Origin of the sequence: Treponema rectale, assembly GCF_014202035.1 — a bacterium.
Lineage (GTDB): Bacteria > Spirochaetota > Spirochaetia > Treponematales > Treponemataceae > Treponema_D > Treponema_D rectale.
The window spans coordinates 158,038-180,995 of record NZ_JACHFR010000002.1 but is presented as its reverse complement, the minus strand read 5'-3'; the positions used below and the strand labels follow the sequence as shown (position 1 = coordinate 180,995).

Sequence of the window (22,958 nt, the reverse complement as noted above, 5' to 3'; positions counted from 1 at the left end):
GACAGGCTGATACTTTATTTTTATTCGGAGCAAATTATGAAATATAATAATCCAATTACTTTAAATCAGGCAGATCCGTGGGTTTATCGTCATAGTGACGGTTTCTACTATTATACAGCTACATATCATGCTTTTGACCGGCTGATTATCCGCAAAGCCTCTTCTCTTGAGGAACTTGAATCAGCTCAGGAATATACTCTGGGAATTGCAGATACTGGCTGGATGAAAAATCTTTATCCTCATGTGTGGGCTCCTGAAATTCATTTTATAGAAGGGGCCTGGTATTTGTTTTTTACGGCAGGCGTAGAAAAGAATAATGTATGGTCAGTCCGTTCTCATGTAGCTAAGTGTTCGGATTCAGATCCTTTAACAGGTGAATGGAAGCTGCTTGGAAAAATTAAGGCAACGGTTCCAGGGGGAAGTGAAGATATAATGACCTGCTTTAACCTTGACGGAACTGCTTTTGAAGTTGACGGTCAGTGGTACTATACCTGGGCGCAGTATGTTTATAAAGACGGGCCTTTTGATGAAGTAAAAGGCGGAAGCTGCTTTACTCTTCACGGGAAGTCTTATGTAAACGGTGCAAACAATAACGGCTGGTCCTGCATTTTTATCGGAAAAACAAATCCTGCTGATTTTACAAAAGTAACGGATGCTGCAATAATTGCTGTTCCAGAGTACGGATGGGAGTATGGAACAGAAACTTTTGAATTCCGCGGCGGTCATTATGAACATAATTCCGGAAACGTAAATGTTAATGAAGGGCCTGCAATTCTTAAACGAAACGGTAAAGTCTTTATTGCATACAGTGCCAGTGCCTGTGATGAAGCTTATTGTCTTGGACTTCTTACGGCAGAAAAAGATTCTGACCTTACAAAAATGACTTCATGGAAAAAATCTCCGGTTCCTGTGTTTACTACTTCCATTGCAAACAGTGTTTACGGTCCGGGGCACTGTTCTTTTACAACCGATAAAGACGGAAAAGATCTTATTGTTTACCATGCAAGAAATTATTACGGGCTTTATACAGGTGGTGCAATTTACAGTACTACAAAAGACGGACTTTTTGATCCTCACAGAAGTGCCAGGGTAAAAGAGATTGAATGGAAAGCAGACGGAACTCCAGATTTTGGTGAGGCAGAATAAATGGCAGAAGCAGACGTAAAGAAATTTGAAGAACTTGTTGCTCAGGCAAAAGATAATCTTTGTCTGAGGGTTATGGCATATTTTAAAGACAGCGATCATTCCCTTAAAGATCAGTCGCTTTATCTTGCCCTTACTGTAGACGGATTAAAATGGAAAGCTTTGAATAAAAATAATCCTGTTTATACAGTTGAAGGCATTGGTTCAAATCTTATAAGGGATCCGTATATTGTAAAGAAAGCAGACGGAACTTATCTTATGATTGCAACAGACTGGACTCTCTACGGAGCAGAAAAAGTTCACGCAAATCACAGACTGTATGACGGAAGCATCAGTAAAGAAAATTCCTGGGATTACGAAACCGACAATTACTGGGATGTTAATACCACCTGCCTTATTTTTGCAGACAGTCCTGACATGATTCACTGGAGCAATCCCCGTCAGATTCAGATGGTCAGTGATGAATTAAAAAAAGAATTCTATAAAAACTGCGGCAATTACATGCACTGCTGGGCACCGGAAGTTGTTTTTGACACAGATGAAAATGGCTGTGCAAAAGTAATTCATGTTGCAAAAGACGGAACGGAATACCGCTATGGGGTTATCTGGAGTGGTGACGGAGAAGAAAACGGCCATAGAAAAATTTCTGATGACAGGGAATATAATGAAACCTGGGTAAACTGGACGAATGATTTTGAAACCTTTACGCCGGGAGAAATTTATTTTGCAAATTCCAGTGCGAATATTGATGCCAGTGTTTTAACTGACACTGCAATGACAGGTTCTTCAGAAAAAAAATATTATCTGTTTTTTAAGGATCAGGTTGAGCATCAGCATGGAATTGGTCAGGTAGAAGCTTCGTCCCTGGATTCTCACTCTTTTGATGCGGCTAAAGATTTTTCTAATGTAATTTACAGTAAAGATAAAGGAAACGGTGATATTACTAAAGTAACCGGTTCTTTGTATAATGAAGGGGAAGGACCATTTGCATTCCGTCCGTACAAGGACAGAAACTTGTGGTATCTTTTTGTAGACTGTCATGATGCTCACGCAGAAAAAGTTTTTGGAGCATTCAGTTCTACGGATTTAAAAAACTGGAAATCAGAAAATGATGCTACGGAATTTCCGGACGGGGTAATACGTCATGGTTCTACCGTCAGCGTCACACTGGAAGAGGCAATATCTCTTGTACGGGCTTTCGGACTTGAGAATATATAGCGGAGGTTTTCATATGAAAAAAATTATGGGCTTATTGATGATGCTTAGTGTAGCTTTCGCATTTACATCGTGCTCAAAAAAGGAGAAAAAAATGTCAGAAAAAAAAGGTGCCTGGGTACTTTCATATTTCCTGGGACAGGGAAACTCAGCAGAAGAAAATGCATTGTTCCTGGCTTACAGTCGTGACGGACTTCATTGGGAAAACTTGAATGGCGGAAAACCGGCATATGTTGTAGAAGGTATTGGCGGTAATCGTATCCGCGATCCTTTTGTTTACCGTAAGAATGACGGTAAATTCATTATGATTGCAACCGACTGGACATTGTGGCAGACACCTGCTGCCATCAGTGAAGGTTACTGGTCAAATCCAAGTCCTTATCTTATCGTTGCAGATTCAGATGATTTGATTCACTTTACAAATACCCGCCGTATTGATTTTGCACAGTTTACACCTGAAGCTACAGCAAACAGAAGGGCACACGGATGGCCTGATATGCATGCATGGGCTCCTGAGGTTTTCTATGATGAGACTCGCGGTGAATATGGTGTAATCTGGAGCGGAGACGGAGATCTTGAAGGAAACAGTGTTATTAACAGAACATATGTAAACTACACAAAAGATTTTGTTACATTCAGCAAGCCGGAACTTTTCTTTGAACTTCTTGATGATAATGGAAACAACATTACAGAAATCGATGCAACCCTTATTAAAAATGACAGCAGCTGGTACATGTTCTTTAAGGGTGAAGCAAATGATGCAAAAGATATTCAGGAAGCAAAATCAACTTCGCTTAAACCTGGTTCATTCACTGTAATTAATAATAAAAAATACATTACCCGCGGAACAAAACAGGATGAACAGATGTATACAGAAGGTCCGTTCATTATTAAACTTCCGGAAGAAAACAAATGGTATCTTTACGCAGACTTCTATGGAAGAGACGGTGTATTCGGATGCTGGGAAACTACAGATCTTGAAGCAGATCCTGCAGACTGGCGCCTTCTTGATGAAAAAGAATATTCACTTCCATTCGGTGTACGCCATGCAAATACAGTACGCGTAACGGAAGAAGAACTGGAAAAACTTCTTAACAGATAGTTTTGTTTTTTAGTAATACAGGACTGACTTCAGGCAGAAAGGCTTGCAGGTCAGTCCTTTTTTTATTCTTGAATTGTTAAATCAAATGCAACGTTTGCGTTTTGTATGCAGGGCTTACGGTTTTCTGACATGAGGCAGACAAATTTCTATTGATGGGAATATTTATCGTTTAGTAATACGATATATTATATAATTGATTAATGTACCGAGTATTGAAGTAATAAATAACAATGGCAAATATAAAAAAGGATCATGTCTTATATTAACCATAATAACAATAAATGCTAACGTACAAACAAATGTACCTAGAAAAGTAAATACTTCAGAATTAACATCTTGCTTCAATGTACGTAGCACAAATAAATGTAAATTTACAAATGCATAAACTATATAAGATAATATTATAATAAATACACAAGAACTAAATGAGATTTTTTCTGTTTCTGCATTTTTTTTATAAAATACAATTCCTAATATTACATTAATAATAAAAACAGATAATGATATTATTAAATTCCTAATCTTCATTTACGTTTCCTCCAAGAAATTTCAATACAACCACCAAAAATAAATGCTGCATTAATTTTTATACCTCTATCTAAATCAAACTGAATACCACCACCAAAATTTATGCCTACAGAGCCACTTACTGTAGCTTTTATATCTCGATTTTCAGTTTTTAACTTACCTCCAATTGTTCCAGAGACAGAAGCCATGTTTACTTCAAATGAAGCACCAGCTCCTGTATCAGTAATTTCACAATTAAAATCCCCGGTCATAAAATCTACCTGACCTTGAGCAACAATTTTTAGTCTATATTTATCAGCAATATCTGACATCGATTGTGTATATTTTGAACTTTTATTAGTTGCAAAATGATGCACTTGATTAGGTCTTGCAGACCCGGTGCATCAGATACTGATTTAGCACCGCCTTTAATTTTTTTATATTTTCAAAAAAAATTATAAAAATTTAATTAAATATACTACACATATTATCAGACCAATAATTGAACCTATCGTCCAAATTATTAGACCAAAAAATATTCTCCAATCAGTAGGTGTTGGGTCTTGCCCAGCTTGAATATTATGAATTGCATTTGGAAGTAAAAATAAGCAACTCAAAAAATTTAAAATAAGAAAAACAAAAGGATGCGTAGTATCTTTAAAAAAATATATTAAAACAATGTTTAACAATACCGTAAATATCCCCAAAAATAAAAACTTAACATGATATTTATTTTTCATTTTCAGTTTCCTTTATCGCATCATAAACTTTCATTGCTTCTTGTACTATCAGAGGAGCATTTGGAATAATTTCTTGTCCAAAATAACCTGATGCAATATCTTTCTCTAGTAATTTTCTAAATCCTTCTCTTGACTTTATAGATCCACGATGTCCTAGTTCATAAAAACGTCCTGTACTTCCAATTTTTACATTTATGGCATTCGAAATTGCGGTTGCACTTTTTTTTGTTACTTCCCCCCAAGCAAAGGCTGCAATAACTACGCTTCCTGTCGTACCAAAGTTTTTTGCAGCATTTAAACAATCACTCATGTTTTTTGAATTACTTAAATCTGTCACAAGAGAATCTATTGCTAAGGCAAGATCACAAGCACCTGCTGCATTTCCAAATACAGTTGTTCCTTCTGGAAATCCCATACAAAGACTAATAATAGCCATATCACTTAATTTTGAAGATGCTTGTTTTAAAGTTTCTTTACTTGCTTCATGGAAAATATATTTTAAACGAGCCTTTGCAAATTCATCTCCACTATCAGCTCTTCTCATTTCATTATAAACTTTTACACTTGGATCTCCAGCGCTATCAAGTAAATTTATAAAATCCTGAAAACTAAAACTTAAAGATTGTTTTCCATCAGGGTCAATATACTTAACCGGATTATTTCCTGCGTAGTGGTACAAATTGCTGTTTGTCTAGCTAAGCAGGTGGTTTTATGGCAAAAGTACGGTTTTCTGTACCAAACTGTGTCCTTCCCTGAAAATTTTCTGCCTCAAATCTATCACACTGGATGCGTTTTGTATGCAGGGCTTACGGTTTTCTGACATGAGGCAGACAAATTTCTATTGATGGGAATAATAAATACTTTCTATCTTTTTTATCATCTCTTTATCGTTGCTTAATTTGGCTGCTTTTAAGCAGGATTCATCAAGTATTGCCCCATATTCAAGAAGCAAATCCACCTGGCTTTCCCACATCATTCCTTTTTTTATTGCTTCATATAGTGGCGTTGTTGCATCATCTGCCCTGCACATTTTCTTAAATTCGTTATAGGATAATTCATCTTTATATGTCTGCCAGTCAAACGCCTTACCGTTGCCTTTTTCATTAACATCTGCACCCTTGTCTAAAAATGCCTTTAACAGTCTGTTGGTATCTTCTACATAGCAGACCTGTTCTTTATATCCCTTTTTGCCAATAAAGAAACTGTCATATACGATTACAAAAACATAAGGATACAAAGAAATATCAGCACCATAATCTATTAAAAGATTTAATACCTGCACGTCTGGCGTTGGATCTGGAATTTTTTCTCCACGTAATAATCTATAATAAGTAGTATAATGACTTTCTGCTACTAACAATAATGGATTTGATTCAATCCACCCGCATTCACCAAAACATAAATCAGGATTATGTCCATTTTCTAATAATTCCTTTAAAAGTAAGGGATTGTCTTCATACCAATTGATTGCATAATACATCCTTCTGTTTTCTTTTTGCTCTTCAGTCATATGATTTACAGCATTTTCTCTTATTTCAGTAAGAACATTTTTTACTTTTTTTTCCAATCGTTTATTAATAAAATCACAGCCAGATAATAAAAAAATCAAAGTTAAAATAAAAAAACTAATTATTTTTTTCATTTATACGAATCCCCCCATGATACTGTTACTTTTGTTCCCCTTTGATAAACTTTATAGTCCAGATTTCTATTATGTTTATAACCAATGGCTTTATCATGGTTATCCTTAAGTTTATTCGCAAATGAAGATGCTGAATCTTTATCCTTAAAATTAAATATATTAAGTGTAAATATTTCTTCCTTAGAAGAATTATTTCCCCAGCTAAAATAAGTTGTCCAAAAACTTGGTGTAGATTCTTTTCTACGACCAATTATTCTTCTAGAAAGTTTATTGACAATAGCAATTTCTGTACTTACTATCCCCATCTCTGCCATTTGCTCAGGACTCATTGATGAACCACCACCAATACCACCATTATCTTTATTATATAATCCTATTTCTCCACCGCAACCACCAATATTTGATAAAGCATCAGCTATAATATTTAAGCCTTTTTTTGAACATCTTTCCTGCATATTTTTAGCTACACCTGCATAATTTCCCTTCCAAAGCCTTACAGTGCAATTACCTGCATTAATAGAAATTGCATCTATATCAAATCCTATTAAAGAACTGGCAGAATCCATCCAGTCTCCATAACCTGCTATTCCTTGTGGTGCACCATCTCGGAATCCGCTTTCTCCAATATCAATCCATAACCCTTTAATTGTTATTTCATTTCCATCCGGATCCACATACTTAACCGGATTGTTTCCTGCGTAGTGGTACAAATTGCTGTTTGTCTAGCTAAGCAGGCAGTTTTACAGCAAAAGTACGGTTTTTTGTACCAAACTGTGTCCTTCTTTGAAAATTTTCTGCCTCAAATCTATCACATAGGCTGCGTTTTGTATGCAGGGCTTACGGTTTTCTGACATGAGGCAGACAAATTTCTATTGATTTACCTATGAATAAAGTCCTTGAAGCAAGGTAATGTATTCGTCGTCATCAAGTGTATAATATAAAGATTCATAAAAAGTATTTTCAAAATCTTCAATTTTAACTTTGGAAAGTAAAACTCCTGACACAAAATTTTTTACATCTTTATTAGATGGATTAGTATAATTATAAACATAGTCCCTATGATAAATTTCATTCAAAAGAAGTTCTGAATCTTTTTTCTTATTTGTTAAATACAAATATACTGCATAGGGAAATTTTATTTGTTCATATCCAGAATTTGATGAAATATACTTTTGATATACAGCTCCAATATAATCTAGACACTTCTCTTTGGTTATAATATCAGACAAATATAAAGCAACATAAAACTGAAAATTCAGAAAATCATACAGCACATTTAGGTTTTAATGTAGTGTTCATGGGTGATGGTAATAATGAGTTAAACCGACAAACCGGCTTGACCGGTTTGTCGGTTTTGAACTTTTGTTATGTGAATTTATACTTTCAACAAAACTTTTTCTTGTTTCTTTGATACGGCAACCTTTGGATATGTAATTATTTCCAATCCCATTCCAAGACTGTCCAGGTAATCTATTAAAGTAGAAATTTTCATATCCTTTCTTTTTTCGATTTTTGAAACAGATGACTGAGTAAAATTAGTCATTTCTGATTGTTTTATATTTTGCTCTTCTCGAAGCTGAGCAAGTCGAATTGACATAATATCCTGTTCAGCCTTTATATGAGCTCTTCTAACAGCTTCGGGAGACATATTACTTTCCATCATTTTGATTGCGTCTTTCATTTTCCAACTCCTTCTCATGTCTTTCGATGATTACTTCGGATTCTGTAATCAAATCCTTGTAAAATTTTTCTTGATCTTTCCCTTTCTTATCTCCGCCGGTAAGCAAAAATGCTTTCCTTTTGGAATCAAAATAATAGGAAACTCTCAAAAGATGTTGTTGAGTCTGATTTCTTAATTCTTTCAGGTTCTTATATTTTTTTGAACCATGAAGAACATCTGCATAAGGACGAGTAAGATTTGGGCCGTACTGTTGTAGTAAAAGAACTCTTTGTAATACAGCTTCTTTACAGTCTTCGTCCAAGCTCAGAAACCAAGCATCATATTCATCTGATGAATCAACATTCCACATGAAATTATTATATGAACTAAAGTGAATATTTGTCAAGGCAAAAAAAAGCGGGCTTAACCCGCCGTAGCTCTCTAACTTTTGATATGTGATTACTTTACTTATGGCTGAATTATATCAATATTTCCGAATCCAAAAATCAATTCATTTTCTTTTATAACACAGCTGATGAGGGTGGACAAGTTATTTCTGTTACTGGAAAAAACTTTAATAAAACATTTAATTATGTAAATGATATTGGGTATGATGAATATGGACAGCGTATTTATATTGAATATGGAAATGGAACAAAAACCAGTTATGTATATGACTCAAAAAGGCGTTGGCTTAAAAATATTGAGACACACAATAAATGGAATGTTCAATTCCAAAAAATTGATTATGAATTTGATAGTGTAGGAAATGTTCAATATTATAAGAATGATTGTCTTTCTGGCGTAAATGGAAACTATAGTACAGAACAAAGGTATACATATGATTCTCTTTACCAGTTAATAGATGTCTCCGGAACTTCTGTTTATAATCCTTATTCTTCCGCTACTCCAGAGTTCACTTCAAATTACCATCAAGTATTTAAATTTGATGAAAATGGGCCTGTTGGTCTTGGTAATATGACATCAAAGATAAGCACAGAAAATGTTACGCCAGATAAAAAGGTTGGTGATGATTTAAATTATGAATTAAAGTACAATTATGATAATGTAAATTATGCTCATCGCCTTATTAATGTTGGCAATAGATATTATACATATGATGATAACGGTAATATAATTTGCGAACAGGATGGAAAACCGTCTGAAGAAAAGATAACTTATGGACATGCAATAAATGAAGAAACAGAAAATGTTTATTCAACTGATTACGGATGGGGATTGTATAAAGAATCGTCAGATAATAATCAGTCGTCAGTAAGTTATAAGCGTTCATATTCATGGAATGAAAAGAATCAGCTGATAAGCAGTGTTGATTCTACTTATAGCACAACTTATGTTTATGGACAGGATGGACAACGTAGTAATAAATTTACACAAACATCAGAAACAGTATATTTTAATAAAATGTGGACTTTGCATACAGATAGCGGAAATAGTGTATCCGGTGGACAGTATGCGAAAAATATATATCTTGGTGATACCAGAATTGTTACAAAACTAAATTCCGGCAATTCACCTACATATCAGGAGGAATATTATAAGCAGTATTATTATCACAGTGATCATTTAGGTTCTGCTTCACTTATAAGTGATTATAAAGGTGATGAGTATCAAAGACTGGAATATACACCTTACGGTGAAATTTGGATAAAAAAAACTACTAATACTGGTAATGAGTATCTTCCATATAAGTTTACTGGTAAGGAAATGGATGAAGAAACAGGGCTTTATTACTATGGAGCACGCTATCTTGATCCAAAATACAGTATTTGGATATCAACAGATCCTGCTTTAGGTGAGTATATACCTGCCGTAGGCAAGGCAAATGCTAAAGATTCTGGAAGTTTACCGGGTATGGGAGGTCTCTTTAACCCGATCAACAGCAATTTGTACCACTACGCAGGAAATAATCCGGTTAAGTATGTGGACCCGGATGGAAATGAGCAGACCGATGCTCAAAAGAAACAGGTTACCGCTTTTTCAAATTTAGCATCAGGGGACTCAAACTTTAAGGAAAGTCTAAAAAACAATATTGTACTGGAAATACAGCGAAGCGCAGATGATAATGGCTTTAATGGAATGTATTATCGTTCAACTGCAACTCTTAAGGCTTTTGATATATCACTTAATGAAGTTCCAATACAATCAACTGCCGATCATGATAAGTTGAATAATGGTGAGCCAAAATATGAAGGCAGGACAATTCCAGCTGGGGAGTATACAGGAACTTTATTGAATATGTCCGGATGTTATTTATGTGCAATCTCAATTACAGGAAATGGTGTTGCATATGAAGAATGGGTTTTAGTTCATCCAAATGCATATACTGCAAAAGGGATAAATACTCCATATCGCTCTGATGGAAAACCTCAGAGTTTAGCATGTCAGATTTCAGAGCTTAATAATTTTCAGGAGATTATGAATATTCTGCATGAGTTTGATATGCATGGAGGAGAGCCAAAAGAAACTGATAAAATTAAGGAATGGAAAGCTGGAGATAAAATAAAAATAATAATAAGAGATCCATTACCAATAGGAGAATAATCATGAAAAAGAATATTTTATTTTTGTTATTTATAGTGAATTTAATTTTTTTGCAGGCTGAAACTTTTCAGAAAATAGATATGAAAGATTTTACGCTTGAAGATAAATGGTATGACATCGATCTTGGTGTTAGCGTAGATCACAGTATCAGATTTAAAGATAATACTATGTCTTTCATTGATTATGAAAAAGGAAAAAAATCTGAAAACTATATCATTGAAAGTTACAAATATAGAGAAAGAAAGGATGGCGGCCTAACTTTTCTTGATTTAGAAAATGGAACAACTTATCTTTGTATAGCATCTGATGACGTTTTACTTCTCTATAAACAAAATAAAAAAGAACCTGAGTATTTTGGATATTTTAATCTTAGAGCTTATGAGGCTTTACGTCTTCCTAATAAATTATGTTTTGAGGCAAGTACATATTTAAAAGAAAAAAATAAAGAATATCCTGCAGAAAATATTGGAACATGGGATTTGGAAACTCCCTGGGTAGAAAATGTTAAAGGAAACGGGATTGGTCAGAAAGTAACATTTGGAATTGACGATAGTGTTATTTACATAATGACAGGATACGTATCTTATGAAAAACCATATCTCTATAAAGAAAATTCACGACCAAAAAAAATTAAGCTTACATTTCTTGATGTGAGTAAGGAACCGATGATAATAGAACTTGAAGATACGCCCGCTCCTCAAAAAATTACTTTAGGAGAAAGAATAGAAAGTAATGTAGAACTGGAAATTCTTGAAGTCTATGAAGGAACAAAATATCAGGATACATGTATCAATACAATATTTTTTAGAGTTTATTAACTATTCCCATCAATAGAAATTTGTCTGCCTCATGTCAGCAAATCGTAAGCCCTGCATACAAAACGCAGTCAGTGTGATAGATTTGAGGCAGAAATTTTTTAGGGAAGGACACAGTTTGGTACAGAAAACCGTACTTTTGCCATAAAACCACCTGCTTAGATAGACAAACTGCCATTTTTGACAATAGATGAGTTTTTTGCAGAAAATACTGATGAATATGCAATTGCACCAAACCAACTGCAATATTGTTAGTTATCTGAATCTTTCCCCTTTTTTCTTCATTTCCTTTTCTGTGCCTTGGCTTGCCTTTGTGTCTTAAGTGTCTTTTTGCTCCCTTTTCACCGTGTGAAAGTTTCCTGGAATCTAACATCCCTGAATATATTCCGCGATAGATTGTATTGAAACTTACAAAATATTCTATCTTTTCAAGCCTGAGCCTTTCAGAAATTTGCTGAGGAGACCACTGTTGATTCAGAAATTTATCTTTTACGAGATTAAATATTTCTTGATTTAATAGTTTTTTCTTCGGACAGCAGTTTCTTCGTCTTTCTAAATAGTAATTTTGTGCTTCACAAGGACTGTAATATTCTGCTACTTTATTCCGCCTCAGTTCACGACTTACAGTGGATTTATTTCTTCCTATTCCTTTAGCAATCATACAAAGAGAAAGCCCTTTTGATATTCCGGACAGTATGAATTCTCTTTCTTTCGTGCTAAAATGTTTGTACTGACTCATATTATCTCCTGTAATAATGTCTTGAACAAACACCATTATAGTTGATTTTATGAGTCTTTTCTTTTGTTGCACTTAGATTGTAAATTCATCTTTAAATAAAACTCCAAAAAGAATTCCTGTAACTATTATTGCGGCACAGATTAATTTATGCAGGATACTTTCTTCTTTATAAATGAATTTTCCTGCAAGAATCGTAACCAGCGTGCCGGACTGTTTAAGCATCGTCATTACTGTAATGCGGCTGCCTTCCATTCCGTTGGCAATAAAAAGTGCCCTGTCAGAAATTACAAAGAGGATGCTGATGAGCCATACCCAGGGATTTTTTAATGTCTTAACTATGCGGATGTTTTGTTTTGTAATAATAGAGTAGGCAGTATACAGCAGCACGATAAAAAGCATGTACCAGAACTGAAGCTGGGAACTGTTAATCTGGCGCATGAGTATTTTATCTAGCAGTCCGGAAATTCCATTAAGGGCACAGGAAGCAAAGGCAAGGATTACAAAAGCGGTCTGAGGTTTCTGAGTTTTTTCAGAAGATTCACACGTTTTCTTTTTTGAAAATTTCAGGCTTATAAGTCCGATGCAGACTAAAGCCAGTCCGGTCCACTGAAGAAGATTCATCGTTTCGTGAAGGATAATGAGTCCTGAGAAGGAAGCAAAAAGTACCCGGGATAAATCCAGAACTCCGTAAAGGCTTATGGGAAGTTTTTTTATTGCAATAAAACTGAAAATCCATGCAAGAAAAATTACGGAAGATTTTATCCCTATATATCCGTAGTATTTTGCCTCAAGTCCCATTGCATTTTTAAAATCAGGAAGAACAAATAAAAAACTTATGGCTGAATAAATCAGCAGAACTTCAAAAGTTGAACTTGTTTTTAATGCTTCTTTTTTTCCGACTTCACGGATTCCTTTACATATTCCGTAGAATAAAACCAGCGCAATCCACATGGGTAAAGTTATATCAGAAAATTTCAAACAAAAAAACTGAAAAAATTGATATTTCAAATTCTTTGGTTCAGGCTGATAATGTAGCCTAGAGGTTTTTTACATGGAATATTTACTTGGAATCGATTTAGGAACCAGCGGAACAAAAACCGTGCTTTTTGATTTAGAAGGAGTTCCGGTTGCATCAAAAACTGTGGAGTATCCTTTATATCAGCCGCAGAACGGATGGGCAGAACAGGATCCTCTTGACTGGTGGAATGCTTCTGTTGAAGGAATAAAATCGGTTCTTGGAGAAAGCGGAATTGATTCATCTTTGATAAAGGGAATCGGAATTTCAGGGCAGATGCATGGCCTTGTTCTTCTTGATAAAGGCGGAAATGTTTTAAGAAAATCAATTATCTGGTGTGACCAGCGTACCGGAGCAGAGTGTGAAGAAATTACGCAGAAGGTGGGCGCTTCACGATTGATTGAAATTACAGCAAATCCTGCTCTTACAGGTTTTACGGCATCAAAAATTCTGTGGGTAAAAAATCATGAGCCTGAAGTTTATGAAAAGACGGCACACATTCTTCTTCCAAAAGATTACGTGCGCTATATGCTTACGGGAGAGTTTGCAACGGAAGTAAGCGATGCTTCCGGAATGCAGCTTCTTGATGTTCCGGGGCGCAAATGGTCTGATGAAGTTTTAGCAAAACTTGATATTGATAAAGCTCTTCTTGCAAAGGTTTACGAGTCTCCGGAGGTTACAGGGGCTGTATGTCAGAAGGCTGCAGAAGTTACAGGCTTAAAAAAAGGAACTGTTGTTGCAGGGGGTGCGGGAGATAATGCAGCAGCTGCTGTCGGTACGGGAACAGTTGTTGACGGAAAGGCCTTTACAACTTTAGGAACCAGCGGAGTTGTTTTTGCCCACACTTCTAAAGTCAGCATTGATCCGGCTGGAAGAGTTCATACTTTCTGTTGTGCAGTTCCAGGTGAATGGCATGTTATGGGTGTAACTCAGGCCGCAGGACTTTCTTTAAAGTGGTTCAGGGATAATTTCTGTAATGAAGAAATTCTTGCAGCAAAGGGAATGAATAAAGATCCCTACTATATAATGGATGCTCAGGCAGAAAGAATTCCTATTGGCTGTGAAAGGCTTTTGTATCTTCCGTATCTTATGGGCGAACGTACTCCTCATCTTGATCCAAACTGCCGGGGTGTATTTTTTGGACTTTCTGCACTTCATACAAAGCAGCATTTACTTCGTGCAGTTATGGAAGGCGTTACATACAGTCAGAGAGATTCTCTTGAAGTTCTTCGGGGAATGGGTATTTCTATAGAAGAAATGTATGCCTGTGGCGGAGGAGGAAGCAGTCCTTTATGGAGGCAGATGCTTGCAGATGTTTTTGGCTGTCCTGTAAAAACTGTAGCAAGTAAAGAAGGTCCTGCTCTGGGTGTAGCAATTCTTGCCGGAGTTGCAGCAGGAATTTATGCATCGGTTCCTGAAGCCTGCTGTAGTATTATTAAGACTAATCCTGCTCAGAATCCTGTTGCAGAAAATTCTGCTGAATACGAAAAGTTTTATTCAGTTTATAAAAGTCTTTATCCCGCATTAAAAGAAAACTTTGCAAAACTGAGTTCTCTGTAAAGGCAGTAAAATTTTTTGGAGGAAAATTTAAATTGAAAATAAAAAGTGTGTTTTCTGATTCATTTGCAAAATACGGAAAAGTTCTTGAAGGCTATGACATTAAGCCTCTTATTGAAGAATTAAAAAAGACAGATAAACCGGCTGCAGCTGTTATTTATGAACCTCATTCAGAAATGGAAAAGCTTCCTGTAGCAAAAGAGTTTTCTGTTAATGCTTACGGCGGGCTTGCTGTAGAAATCGGTTACTGCAACGGCTTTAATACAAAACTCAACTGCCTTGAATATCACCGGGGAAGTGAACTGAATATTCCGGAGCAGGATATGATTCTTCTAGTTGCATCTCTTGCAGATGTAAAGAAAGGTTTTATTCATTCAAAAAAAGTTGAAGCCTTCAGAGTTCCGGCAGGTACGGTTGTAGAAATTTATGAAACTACATTGCACTATGCTCCCTGCTGTGACGTCAGAGGAAATGAAGTTTCGGATGGATTCAGGGTTGCTATTGTTCTTCCTGCAGATACAAATACAGATAAAGAAGAAATAAAAATTAAAAACTGGGAAGATAAACTTTTATGGGCAAAAAATAAATGGCTTATAGCTCATCCTTCAACTGCAGAAGCAAAGCTCGGAGCCTTTAAAGGGATACTCGGTAAAAATATTGACCTTGTAAATTAGCTATGTCTAACTTGAATTTTAGGCATACTATGTCTGTTAAATATGCGTCATCCGTGACGCTTATGATAAGGAGAATATATGGAAAAGGTAACGAACATTCCTGACGTAAAGCTGGGAATTATTGCGGTCAGCCGTGACTGTTTTGTGATTTCGCTTTCTGAAAAGAGACGCTCTGCTATTGCAAAAGCTTTTAATGGAAAAGGTGAACTTTACGAAGCAAAAACTACTGTAGAAAACGAATGTGACATGCTTAAGGCTGTTGAAGAGGTTAAGGCAGCCGGCTGTAATGCACTTGTTGTTTTCCTTGGAAACTTTGGACCTGAAACACCGGAAACAGAAATTGCGCAGAACTTTGACGGTCCGTGTATGTTTGTTGCAGCTGCAGAAGAAACAGATAAAGATCTTATTAACGGACGCGGTGATGCATACTGCGGAATGCTTAACTGTTCTTACAATCTTAATCTCCGCAAGATACCTGGAATCATTCCTGAATATCCTGTTGGTACGGCAGATGATATCGTTAAGATGATTGAAGAATTTATTCCTGTAGCCCGTGCAATAATCGGTCTTAAGGGACTTAAGATTATTACATTCGGTCCACGCCCTCAGGATTTCTTTGCCTGCAATGCACCTATTAAAGGACTTTATGACATCGGTGTTGAAATTCAGGAAAACTCAGAACTTGATCTTCTGGTTGCATACCGTGCACATAAAGATGACAAGCGCATTCCTGAAGTTGTTGCTGATATGGAAAAAGAACTTGGTTCAGGTAATCAGTTCCCGGATCTTCTTCCACGTATGGCTCAGTTTGAAATTACACTTCTTGACTGGATTGAACAGAATAAAGGAAGCCGCAAGTATGTTGTTCTTGCAGATAAATGCTGGCCTGCTTTCCCTAAGGAATTCGGATTTGAACCTTGCTATGTAAACAGCCGTCTCGGAAGCCGCGGAATTCCTGTTGCATGTGAAGTAGATATTTTCGGAGCATTGTCTGAATATATCGGAACCTGTATTTCTGGAGCACCGGTTACACTTCTTGATATTAATAACTCTGTTCCTGCAGACATGTATGAAAACAAAATCAAAGGAAAGTTTGCATATCCATATACTCTTCAGGATACATTCATGGCATTCCACTGCGGAAACACACCGTTGTGCCGTCTTAATCCACAGTCAAAGCCTGGCGTAAAATTCCAGCTTATTCAGAACCGTATTCTTGAAAATGGTGGTACTCCAGACTTTACCCGCGGAACTCTTGAAGGAGATATCGCACCTGGTGAAATTACATTCTTCCGTCTTCAGACAACTCCTGATACAAAACTTCAGGCATATATTGCTCAGGGAGAAATCCTTCCTGTACCAACCTGTTCCTTTGGTGGAATCGGTGTATTTGCAATTCCGGAAATGGGACGCTTCTACCGTCATGTACTGATCGGCAAACAGTATCCTCATCACGGTGCAGTTGCATTCGGTCATCACGGAAAAGCTCTCTGGACTCTGTTCAAATATCTTGGAATTCCTGATGTTGCATACAACCAGCCTAAGACAGAAAGATATCCGGATGAAAATCCATTCTAATTACTATAGTTATTACTGACTGTAATGGATTGAAGGGGCTGACCAATAAGTTCAAAAAATGTCATTTTCGGGCCCGACCCGAAAATCTATTTAATTACAATACGTCGAGTCAAGGCACGCTAACGCTTAAAGCCTTGACTTCGCCGTTTTGAGGGTTTGTACTATCCCCTCAATACAAGAGATTGCCGTGTCGAGCACGGCAATGACCCATACTTATTGGTCAGCCCCGTTTTTATTTAAACGAAGCAAGCCTTGTTTAAACGTATTTTCAGACTCTCCCCTATTTTTTATTCTTCTGTTAAAATGATTTTGATATGAGAAATCAGAAAAAGAATTTTACAAGATTATTTTTAACTACAGTTTTTTTTGTTTTTGTATCCTGTGCTTCTGTTCCGGTACGTGAAAAAGCCAGAGTAACAAAAACCCCTCACAGAATGTTCTGGCGTATTGATGGAACAGATTTAAAAGGCAGAAGTTCTACTGTTTATGTTCAGGGGACGATTCATATTGGAGATGACAGGCTGCTTCCTCTGGATGACGAAGTTATCGCTGCATTTGATTCATCAGACAGGATTGTTGCAGAATGTTCTTCCCGGGATTATAACCGGATGGGATTTTATTCACTGAGGATTGTTCGTCCGAATGAAGACGGAAAAGTAGTTACTGATTATTTGAATGATGCAGAAATAATTGAATTAAATGAATATATCGGTGGTGAACCTGGATATGAAAACTTAATAAGGATGAATCCTCTTGTTCTTGAATCTTATCTTACTGTAAAAGTTGCATCGGAATTTGGTCTTGATTCAGAATCCGGTCTTGATATGTTTTTTTATGATCGTGCCAGAAAAAACGGAAAGTCAGTTGAAGGACTTGATGAACTTGAGGAGCAGTTGAAACTATTTTCTTTTGGTGATTATGAATTTCAGATTGCGGTTTTAAAATATTTTTTAACAGGGCTTAGCGAAGGTGAATCCGAACAGTTTATTGATATGTATGAAGCCTATCTGGATGATGATCTGGAAGTATTTTTAGAAGAAGCAGAAAAAGAATCGGAAGAGGACAAGATAGATTCTCCCTATTATGAGCAGTACGAAAAAGCTATGATGCTGGATAGAAATACTGACTGGGTAAAGGACATAAAAAAATATCTTGATGCCGGTGGTACAACATTTATTTTTACCGGTGCGGCACACTGGCTTGGAGAAGAATCTGTCTTCGAACTGCTTAAGGCAGATGGAGTTATAGAAAAATGAAGCTGGAAAAATTTTACAGTTCAGTTTTTAAAATAGCACTGCCGATTATTTTGCAGAACATGCTCATGACTCTTGTAAACATGCTGGACACTATAATGATAGGTCGTCTCGGCAAAGTAGAAATAGCAGCCGTGGGACTGGGCAATCAGATTTTCTTTCTGCTTAATATGGTTCTGTTTGGAATTTCATCCGGCGGTTCAATTTTTATAGCGCAGTATTTTGGAAAAAAAGATTTTGCAGGAATAAAGCGTACCGTGGGAATTATGGTAACGTTTTCTTTTATTGCAGCATTGATTTTTTCTGTAGGAGCAATTTTTTTTCCTTCGGCACTGATGCGGTTTTATTCTAAAGATGCTGCCGTTTTAGCCCTGGGAGAGGAATATCTTCGTACTGTAGGATTAAGCTATATTCTCATTGCGTTAAGCTTTCCGTTTCAGTTTGCATTCCGTTCGACAAATCACGTAATTCTTCCGACGGTAACAACGGCAGTTGCTTTTCTGGTAAATGCTGTACTTAATTATCTTTTGATATTCGGCTTTGGCAGCGTAAGCCCGATGGGAGTAAAAGGTGCTGCAATTGCTACGGTTATTTCCCGCTTTCTGGAATTTGCAATACTCATAGTTTATTCATACCGTAAAAAGTTTTCTGGCTGCGGTTCATTTAAAGAACTTTTCTGTTTTGACAGTTCAGCGCTGGCAAAGTTTTTTAAGATTGCACTTCCGGTTATTCTAAATGAATCATTATGGGGCTTCGGTGTTACAATGCAGAATTCAATTTTTTCTCATGCAGGAACGGACATTATTGCAGCCTTCAACATTACCGGTTCAATTTCTCAGTTAACCTGGGTATTCTTTATTGGTGTAGGAAATGCTGCCGGAATTATAATCGGTCATAAAATTGGTGAGGGAAACCATGATCTTGCAAAAGCCTATGCCCACAGATTTGCATGGTTTATGCCGCTGTGTGCTGTTTTTTTGGGTATGCTTCTGTTTCCTCTGTCCGCTCTGCTTCCGCTGCTGTTTAAGGTTGGGCCGGAAGTTATTACTCAGGCGCAGAGAATGCTTTACATTCTGATGTGTCTGTATCCGGTTAATGCATTTAACATGTTCTTCATTGTCGGACTTTGTCGTTCCGGCGGTGATACGGTTTATGCTGCTGTAAATGATATTGGCTGGATGTATCTGATTTCTATTCCTTTAGCTTGTGTGGTTGCTTTTGTTTTACATGCACCGGGGTATCTTATTTATATGGCAATCTGTACAGAGCAGATTTTTAAGGCAAGTGCCGGGCTGTTAAGGTTAAAATCCGGAAAATGGTATAAAGTTCTTTCCTAGAGGTAAATTATTATGGATGAAGTTCTTGTTTTTTCTCAGCAGAGAAATATTTCTTCTGCATTTATTGACAGTTCAGTAAAAATGGGAATCGCACAGACTGTTCTGATGGTTCAGGATAATCTTACTGAATGTTTTGCAAAGTTAGGCTGTGATGGAATCGTATATCGTGAAAAGTATAATTCATTCTGGGTTTTTACAAAAACAAAAGTAAGTTTTACAAGGAGACCTGACTGGAGAGAAAAAATTATTGCAGCAACTTTTCCTGTTGATAATGCCGGTTTTAAAACACATGTAAATACTGTTCTTACTGATGCTGACGGAAAAACCCTGATTACGGCAAATCAGGAAGCCTGTGTTCTTGATCTGATTCGCCATCGTCCTGTAAAGCTTTCGACTGTTCCATATCCGCAGGATGGTTTTCCGGATCCAGTGTTTACGCAGCCGTTTGAAAAATTCATATCTGATTTTACAGATTCTGATTTTAAGTATGAACATATAATCCGTTCCCAGCAGATTGATATGTCGCATCATCTGAATAACATCGAATACATTAAGCTTGCCCTGAATATTTTTGATGAACAGTTTCTTCTTGATCATGAGCCTTCTGAACTTGAAGTGCATTATACTGGAGAAAGTAAAGAAGGACAGGTTCTTCGTGTATACAGCCGTCTGGAAGGTGAGTCTTATTATATAGTAATTAAAGAAATGGAACGGTCTGTATTTGAGATGAAAATAAAATTCAACTGATATTGCAAAGAAATTTGCCTGGTAAAAACTCCAAATTTATGAAAATTTCTAAAATCATGTTATAATTATATAGGATTCATTTTAAAAATTTGAATGATTCAGCAAGACCCTGAAATATATGGAGGTTATAAAGTTAATGCTTTATGCGATAACCCCGGCATCAATGCTGATTTTGAATTTAATATTGAATTGGGAATTATTTACAAGGTATGGATTTTTTACCAGAAAAAAGGCTGACCGGACTCACGATAAACAGAATCTTGTAAATGTTCTTTACAATAGATTTCTTCTTTCTGCGTGTTTATACATTGTTGTGGATATGACATGGGGACTTTTGTATGAACACAAAGAAGTTTCTGCTTTTTTTCCATATACATATTATTTGACCGTGTTTTATTTTATGTTCATGCTTCTGACTATGCTGACGTGGACACATTATATGGTTGCATATCTTGATAAAAGCGGATGGCGCAGTAATCTGCTCATTCATATGGTATGGGCATTGTTTATAACTGGTGTAGTATGTCTGATACTTAATCGTTTCTATCATTTTATGTTTTCATATAACGATAAGCATGAATATATTGGAGAAGTGGGAAGGAATATTTCTTTTCTTTTTCAGATTGCCTTTTATGCTGTAATTACTACTTATATGATGTATGTTGCCCATAATAGTACGGGGCGTCAGAAAACACGATATAAGGCGGTTGCCGGAACAAGCATGGTACTTGGAATATTTCTTACATTCCAGATTATATATGCTCTTTTTCCTTTTTATGCTTTAGGACTTTTGATTGGAATATGTCTTATTCATTCTTTTGTGCAAACAAGCGAAAAAAAAGAAAAGGAAGTCTATAACCATATTGCATATGCAATGGCGAAAGATTATGATGCGATTTTTTATATTGATATAGAATCCTGTGAATATCAGAGTTTTTCCAAAAGTAAGGAGTATATGGATATTGAAGCCATAGAAACTGGAAAGGATTTTTTTACGGATGCTCTGAAAAGTATTGATGAATGTGTTTATTCTGAAGATATAGAATATGCAAAGAGTTTTTATAACAAGGAAACAATGTTAAAGAATCTTGAAGGAAGGCGTTCATTTTCATTTAAATACAGGGTTTTGATAAATAATAAACCAAGATTCTTTCTTTTTACGATGATGCAGGATAGTAACAGAAAGTATCTTATTTTTTATGAAAAGGATATTGAAGATGAACTTAATGCAGAAAAAGTTCAGAAAGAAAATCAGAAGCAGACTATTACATTCGGTCAGATTGCAGAGAGCCTGGCTTCTGTATATGATGTAATTTACTACGTTAACATTGTGGATTCATCTTATATTTGTTATCAGACTAATGCGATTTATGGTCAGCTTGAAGTATACAGGTCAGGCGATGATTTTTTTGGAGAATCTCTTATTACTATTCCAGAGATGATTCATAAGCAGGATTGTGAACGGGTTAGTACATTTATCAAGAAAGAAAACTTGATTTCCGTAATGGAAAAACATAAAGACTGCAGTATAAATTACCGGCTTATTGTGGCAGGAAAAGACCAGTATACGAGAATGACGGTTAGAAAAAGCAGCGACGGAACGCATTTTATTATTGGTGTTGAAAATATAGATAATGAGATTCAAAAAGAAAAGCAGCGTCTTAAAGAATTAAAACTTGAAAAAGAATTGGCAAGACGAGACGAACTTACAGGAATAAAGAATAAAACTGCTTATATGGAACTTGAAAATTCTGTGCAGGGAAATATTGACAATGGCGTGGATTATCTGAATTTTGCAATTGTTGTCTGCGATATGAATAATCTGAAACATATAAATGATACTCAGGGGCATAGTGCCGGTGATGAATGTATTCAGGCATCAGCGCGTCTATTGTGTAATATTTTTGTTCATAGTCCTGTGTTTAGAGTTGGCGGAGATGAGTTTGTTGTTTTTCTTCATGGTAATGATTATTCAGCAAGAAACGAACTTATGGACAAATTACGCAGTCAGGTTCAAGAAAATAAAAAGAAACATTCCAGAATAATTCTTGCAGTCGGAATGGCTGAATATGATTCTGAAAATGATAGTTTTGTTTCAGAAGTATTTGAGCGTGCTGACAAAAAAATGTACGAAGACAAAAAGAAGCTTAAGTCCAGGAGATAGTTTTTTATTTATTCCCTGTAGAATCAATTATTAGCAAAATAAAATGCCTCTAGACATTATACCCCTAGAGGGTATATTTTACTTTTAAAGCGCGTATACCCCTAAGGGGTATTATTTTTCAGGAGGCTCTTTATGTCAGAAAATCAGAATATAGATTTGTGCTGTGAAGAAATTGAACAGTCTGTAGAAGCAAAAGCTTCATGTCCGCATTGTTCCGGAAAACATAAAAAGCGGGATGTTTCGGAATATAAAGATTTGATGAATCGTCTTAAGCGTATTGAAGGTCAGGTTCGTGGTGTAGAGGGAATGCTGGAAAACAATGCTTATTGTACTGATATTCTTGTACAGGTTTGTGCAGTAACAAGTGCTCTTAACAGTTTTAATAAAGCCCTGCTTGCAAATCATATGAAAACCTGTGTTGCAGAAGGAATCCGCAGGGGAGATGACTCTGTAATTGATGAATTTGTCGTAACACTGCAAAAACTGATGAAATAAGGGGGGTATG

Annotated in this window: 22 protein-coding genes; 13 read left to right on the top strand and 9 right to left on the bottom strand. The window is 36.1% G+C overall.

Features of this window, described 5'->3' with window-relative positions:
• Positions 1 to 36: 36 nt before the first annotated feature.
• From HNP77_RS05415 to HNP77_RS05405, 3 genes are all read left to right on the top strand, one after another.
• Entirely contained in the window at positions 37 to 1,146 is a 1,110-nt protein-coding gene (locus HNP77_RS05415) for a glycoside hydrolase family 43 protein (protein WP_184652156.1), read from the top strand.
• The gene (locus tag HNP77_RS05410) at positions 1,147 to 2,361 is read left to right on the top strand and encodes a glycoside hydrolase family protein (protein ID WP_184652155.1); all 1,215 of its coding nucleotides are present in this window, start codon (positions 1,147 to 1,149) and stop codon (positions 2,359 to 2,361) included. It begins immediately after the preceding gene.
• 91 nt (positions 2,362 to 2,452) lie between these two features.
• Entirely contained in the window at positions 2,453 to 3,460 is a 1,008-nt protein-coding gene (locus HNP77_RS05405) for a glycoside hydrolase family 43 protein (RefSeq protein ID WP_184652154.1), read from the top strand.
• A gap of 524 nt (positions 3,461 to 3,984) precedes the next feature.
• Here the strand turns inward: HNP77_RS05405 and HNP77_RS05400 are convergent.
• The 7 genes from HNP77_RS05400 to HNP77_RS05370 all read right to left on the bottom strand — a co-directional run bounded on the left by HNP77_RS05400 (position 3,985) and on the right by HNP77_RS05370 (position 8,379).
• The gene (locus HNP77_RS05400; RefSeq protein WP_184652153.1) at positions 3,985 to 4,299 is read right to left on the bottom strand and encodes a hypothetical protein; all 315 of its coding nucleotides are present in this window, start codon (positions 4,297 to 4,299) and stop codon (positions 3,985 to 3,987) included.
• A gap of 397 nt (positions 4,300 to 4,696) precedes the next feature.
• The gene (locus tag HNP77_RS05395) at positions 4,697 to 5,386 is read right to left on the bottom strand and encodes a hypothetical protein (protein WP_184652152.1); all 690 of its coding nucleotides are present in this window, start codon (positions 5,384 to 5,386) and stop codon (positions 4,697 to 4,699) included.
• A gap of 159 nt (positions 5,387 to 5,545) precedes the next feature.
• On the bottom strand, positions 5,546 to 6,349 hold the full coding sequence (locus tag HNP77_RS05390) for an ankyrin repeat domain-containing protein (protein ID WP_184652151.1): 804 nt from the start codon (positions 6,347 to 6,349) through the stop codon (positions 5,546 to 5,548).
• The gene (locus tag HNP77_RS05385; protein WP_184652150.1) at positions 6,346 to 7,023 is read right to left on the bottom strand and encodes a hypothetical protein; all 678 of its coding nucleotides are present in this window, start codon (positions 7,021 to 7,023) and stop codon (positions 6,346 to 6,348) included. Before HNP77_RS05385 ends, HNP77_RS05390 begins: the two co-directional genes overlap by 4 nt.
• Positions 7,024 to 7,230: 207 nt before the next feature.
• Complete coding sequence (locus tag HNP77_RS05380) at positions 7,231 to 7,623, bottom strand: hypothetical protein (RefSeq protein WP_221266527.1); 393 nt, start codon at positions 7,621 to 7,623, stop codon at positions 7,231 to 7,233.
• 101 nt (positions 7,624 to 7,724) lie between these two features.
• On the bottom strand, positions 7,725 to 8,030 hold the full coding sequence (locus HNP77_RS05375; RefSeq protein ID WP_184652148.1) for a helix-turn-helix domain-containing protein: 306 nt from the start codon (positions 8,028 to 8,030) through the stop codon (positions 7,725 to 7,727).
• Positions 7,999 to 8,379, bottom strand: a complete 381-nt coding sequence (locus tag HNP77_RS05370; RefSeq protein ID WP_184652147.1) for a type II toxin-antitoxin system RelE/ParE family toxin — start codon at positions 8,377 to 8,379, stop codon at positions 7,999 to 8,001. Before HNP77_RS05370 ends, HNP77_RS05375 begins: the two co-directional genes overlap by 32 nt.
• Before the next feature lie 608 nt (positions 8,380 to 8,987).
• Between HNP77_RS05370 and HNP77_RS05365 the strand changes: the two genes are divergently transcribed.
• Positions 8,988 to 10,574 carry an RHS repeat domain-containing protein gene (locus tag HNP77_RS05365; RefSeq protein WP_246428872.1) on the top strand — a complete coding sequence of 529 codons (1,587 nt, stop codon included), beginning with the start codon at positions 8,988 to 8,990 and terminating at the stop codon, positions 10,572 to 10,574.
• 2 nt (positions 10,575 to 10,576) lie between these two features.
• Entirely contained in the window at positions 10,577 to 11,392 is an 816-nt protein-coding gene (locus tag HNP77_RS05360; protein ID WP_184652146.1) for an NADase-type glycan-binding domain-containing protein, read from the top strand.
• A gap of 34 nt (positions 11,393 to 11,426) precedes the next feature.
• Here the strand turns inward: HNP77_RS05360 and HNP77_RS05355 are convergent, their stop codons facing one another.
• Both HNP77_RS05355 and HNP77_RS05350 read right to left on the bottom strand, forming a co-directional pair.
• A complete protein-coding gene (locus tag HNP77_RS05355) occupies positions 11,427 to 12,164 on the bottom strand; it encodes an IS30 family transposase (RefSeq protein ID WP_246428871.1) in 738 nt (245 codons plus the stop codon).
• Positions 12,165 to 12,200: 36 nt separating this feature from the next.
• The gene (locus HNP77_RS05350) at positions 12,201 to 13,079 is read right to left on the bottom strand and encodes an EamA family transporter (protein WP_184652145.1); all 879 of its coding nucleotides are present in this window, start codon (positions 13,077 to 13,079) and stop codon (positions 12,201 to 12,203) included.
• 100 nt (positions 13,080 to 13,179) lie between these two features.
• Between HNP77_RS05350 and xylB the strand changes: the two genes are divergently transcribed.
• The 8 genes from xylB (at position 13,180) to HNP77_RS05310 (ending at position 22,948) form a co-directional block, all read left to right on the top strand.
• Positions 13,180 to 14,703, top strand: coding sequence for a xylulokinase (gene xylB, locus HNP77_RS05345; protein WP_184652144.1), 1,524 nt, complete (start codon positions 13,180 to 13,182; stop codon positions 14,701 to 14,703).
• Positions 14,704 to 14,735: 32 nt separating this feature from the next.
• The gene (locus HNP77_RS05340; protein ID WP_184652143.1) at positions 14,736 to 15,374 is read left to right on the top strand and encodes a DUF4867 family protein; all 639 of its coding nucleotides are present in this window, start codon (positions 14,736 to 14,738) and stop codon (positions 15,372 to 15,374) included.
• A 78-nt stretch (positions 15,375 to 15,452) separates the two neighbouring features.
• The gene (locus tag HNP77_RS05335) at positions 15,453 to 16,952 is read left to right on the top strand and encodes an L-fucose/L-arabinose isomerase family protein (protein WP_184652142.1); all 1,500 of its coding nucleotides are present in this window, start codon (positions 15,453 to 15,455) and stop codon (positions 16,950 to 16,952) included.
• A gap of 314 nt (positions 16,953 to 17,266) precedes the next feature.
• Positions 17,267 to 18,208, top strand: coding sequence for a TraB/GumN family protein (locus HNP77_RS05330; RefSeq protein WP_184652141.1), 942 nt, complete (start codon positions 17,267 to 17,269; stop codon positions 18,206 to 18,208).
• On the top strand, positions 18,205 to 19,542 hold the full coding sequence (locus HNP77_RS05325) for an MATE family efflux transporter (RefSeq protein ID WP_184652140.1): 1,338 nt from the start codon (positions 18,205 to 18,207) through the stop codon (positions 19,540 to 19,542). The genes HNP77_RS05330 and HNP77_RS05325 overlap by 4 nt, the downstream gene beginning before the upstream one ends.
• Before the next feature lie 12 nt (positions 19,543 to 19,554).
• Entirely contained in the window at positions 19,555 to 20,289 is a 735-nt protein-coding gene (locus HNP77_RS05320; protein WP_184652139.1) for an acyl-[acyl-carrier-protein] thioesterase, read from the top strand.
• Between the two features lie 136 nt (positions 20,290 to 20,425).
• Positions 20,426 to 22,453, top strand: coding sequence for a GGDEF domain-containing protein (locus HNP77_RS05315; RefSeq protein WP_184652138.1), 2,028 nt, complete (start codon positions 20,426 to 20,428; stop codon positions 22,451 to 22,453).
• Between the two features lie 132 nt (positions 22,454 to 22,585).
• A complete protein-coding gene (locus HNP77_RS05310) occupies positions 22,586 to 22,948 on the top strand; it encodes a metal-sensing transcriptional repressor (protein WP_184652137.1) in 363 nt (120 codons plus the stop codon).
• Positions 22,949 to 22,958 lie beyond the last annotated feature (10 nt).

Excerpts from the sequence above, each read along its gene's own strand:
- HNP77_RS05415 (WP_184652156.1), top strand. The coding sequence starts at position 37 with ATGAAATATAATAATCCAATTACTTTAAATCAGGCAGATCCGTGGGTT.
- HNP77_RS05410 (WP_184652155.1), top strand. The coding sequence starts at position 1,147 with ATGGCAGAAGCAGACGTAAAGAAATTTGAAGAACTTGTTGCTCAGGCA.
- HNP77_RS05405 (WP_184652154.1), top strand. The coding sequence starts at position 2,453 with ATGTCAGAAAAAAAAGGTGCCTGGGTACTTTCATATTTCCTGGGACAG.
- HNP77_RS05400 (WP_184652153.1), bottom strand. The coding sequence starts at position 4,299 with ATGTCAGATATTGCTGATAAATATAGACTAAAAATTGTTGCTCAAGGT.
- HNP77_RS05390 (WP_184652151.1), bottom strand. The coding sequence starts at position 6,349 with ATGAAAAAAATAATTAGTTTTTTTATTTTAACTTTGATTTTTTTATTA.
- HNP77_RS05375 (WP_184652148.1), bottom strand. The coding sequence starts at position 8,030 with ATGAAAGACGCAATCAAAATGATGGAAAGTAATATGTCTCCCGAAGCT.
- HNP77_RS05370 (WP_184652147.1), bottom strand. The coding sequence starts at position 8,379 with ATGTGGAATGTTGATTCATCAGATGAATATGATGCTTGGTTTCTGAGC.
- HNP77_RS05365 (WP_246428872.1), top strand. The coding sequence starts at position 8,988 with ATGACATCAAAGATAAGCACAGAAAATGTTACGCCAGATAAAAAGGTT.
- HNP77_RS05360 (WP_184652146.1), top strand. The coding sequence starts at position 10,577 with ATGAAAAAGAATATTTTATTTTTGTTATTTATAGTGAATTTAATTTTT.
- HNP77_RS05355 (WP_246428871.1), bottom strand. The coding sequence starts at position 12,164 with ATGGTGTTTGTTCAAGACATTATTACAGGAGATAATATGAGTCAGTAC.
- HNP77_RS05350 (WP_184652145.1), bottom strand. The coding sequence starts at position 13,079 with ATGTGGATTGCGCTGGTTTTATTCTACGGAATATGTAAAGGAATCCGT.
- xylB (WP_184652144.1), top strand. The coding sequence starts at position 13,180 with ATGGAATATTTACTTGGAATCGATTTAGGAACCAGCGGAACAAAAACC.
- HNP77_RS05335 (WP_184652142.1), top strand. The coding sequence starts at position 15,453 with ATGGAAAAGGTAACGAACATTCCTGACGTAAAGCTGGGAATTATTGCG.
- HNP77_RS05330 (WP_184652141.1), top strand. The coding sequence starts at position 17,267 with ATGAGAAATCAGAAAAAGAATTTTACAAGATTATTTTTAACTACAGTT.
- HNP77_RS05325 (WP_184652140.1), top strand. The coding sequence starts at position 18,205 with ATGAAGCTGGAAAAATTTTACAGTTCAGTTTTTAAAATAGCACTGCCG.
- HNP77_RS05320 (WP_184652139.1), top strand. The coding sequence starts at position 19,555 with ATGGATGAAGTTCTTGTTTTTTCTCAGCAGAGAAATATTTCTTCTGCA.
- HNP77_RS05315 (WP_184652138.1), top strand. The coding sequence starts at position 20,426 with ATGCTTTATGCGATAACCCCGGCATCAATGCTGATTTTGAATTTAATA.
- HNP77_RS05310 (WP_184652137.1), top strand. The coding sequence starts at position 22,586 with ATGTCAGAAAATCAGAATATAGATTTGTGCTGTGAAGAAATTGAACAG.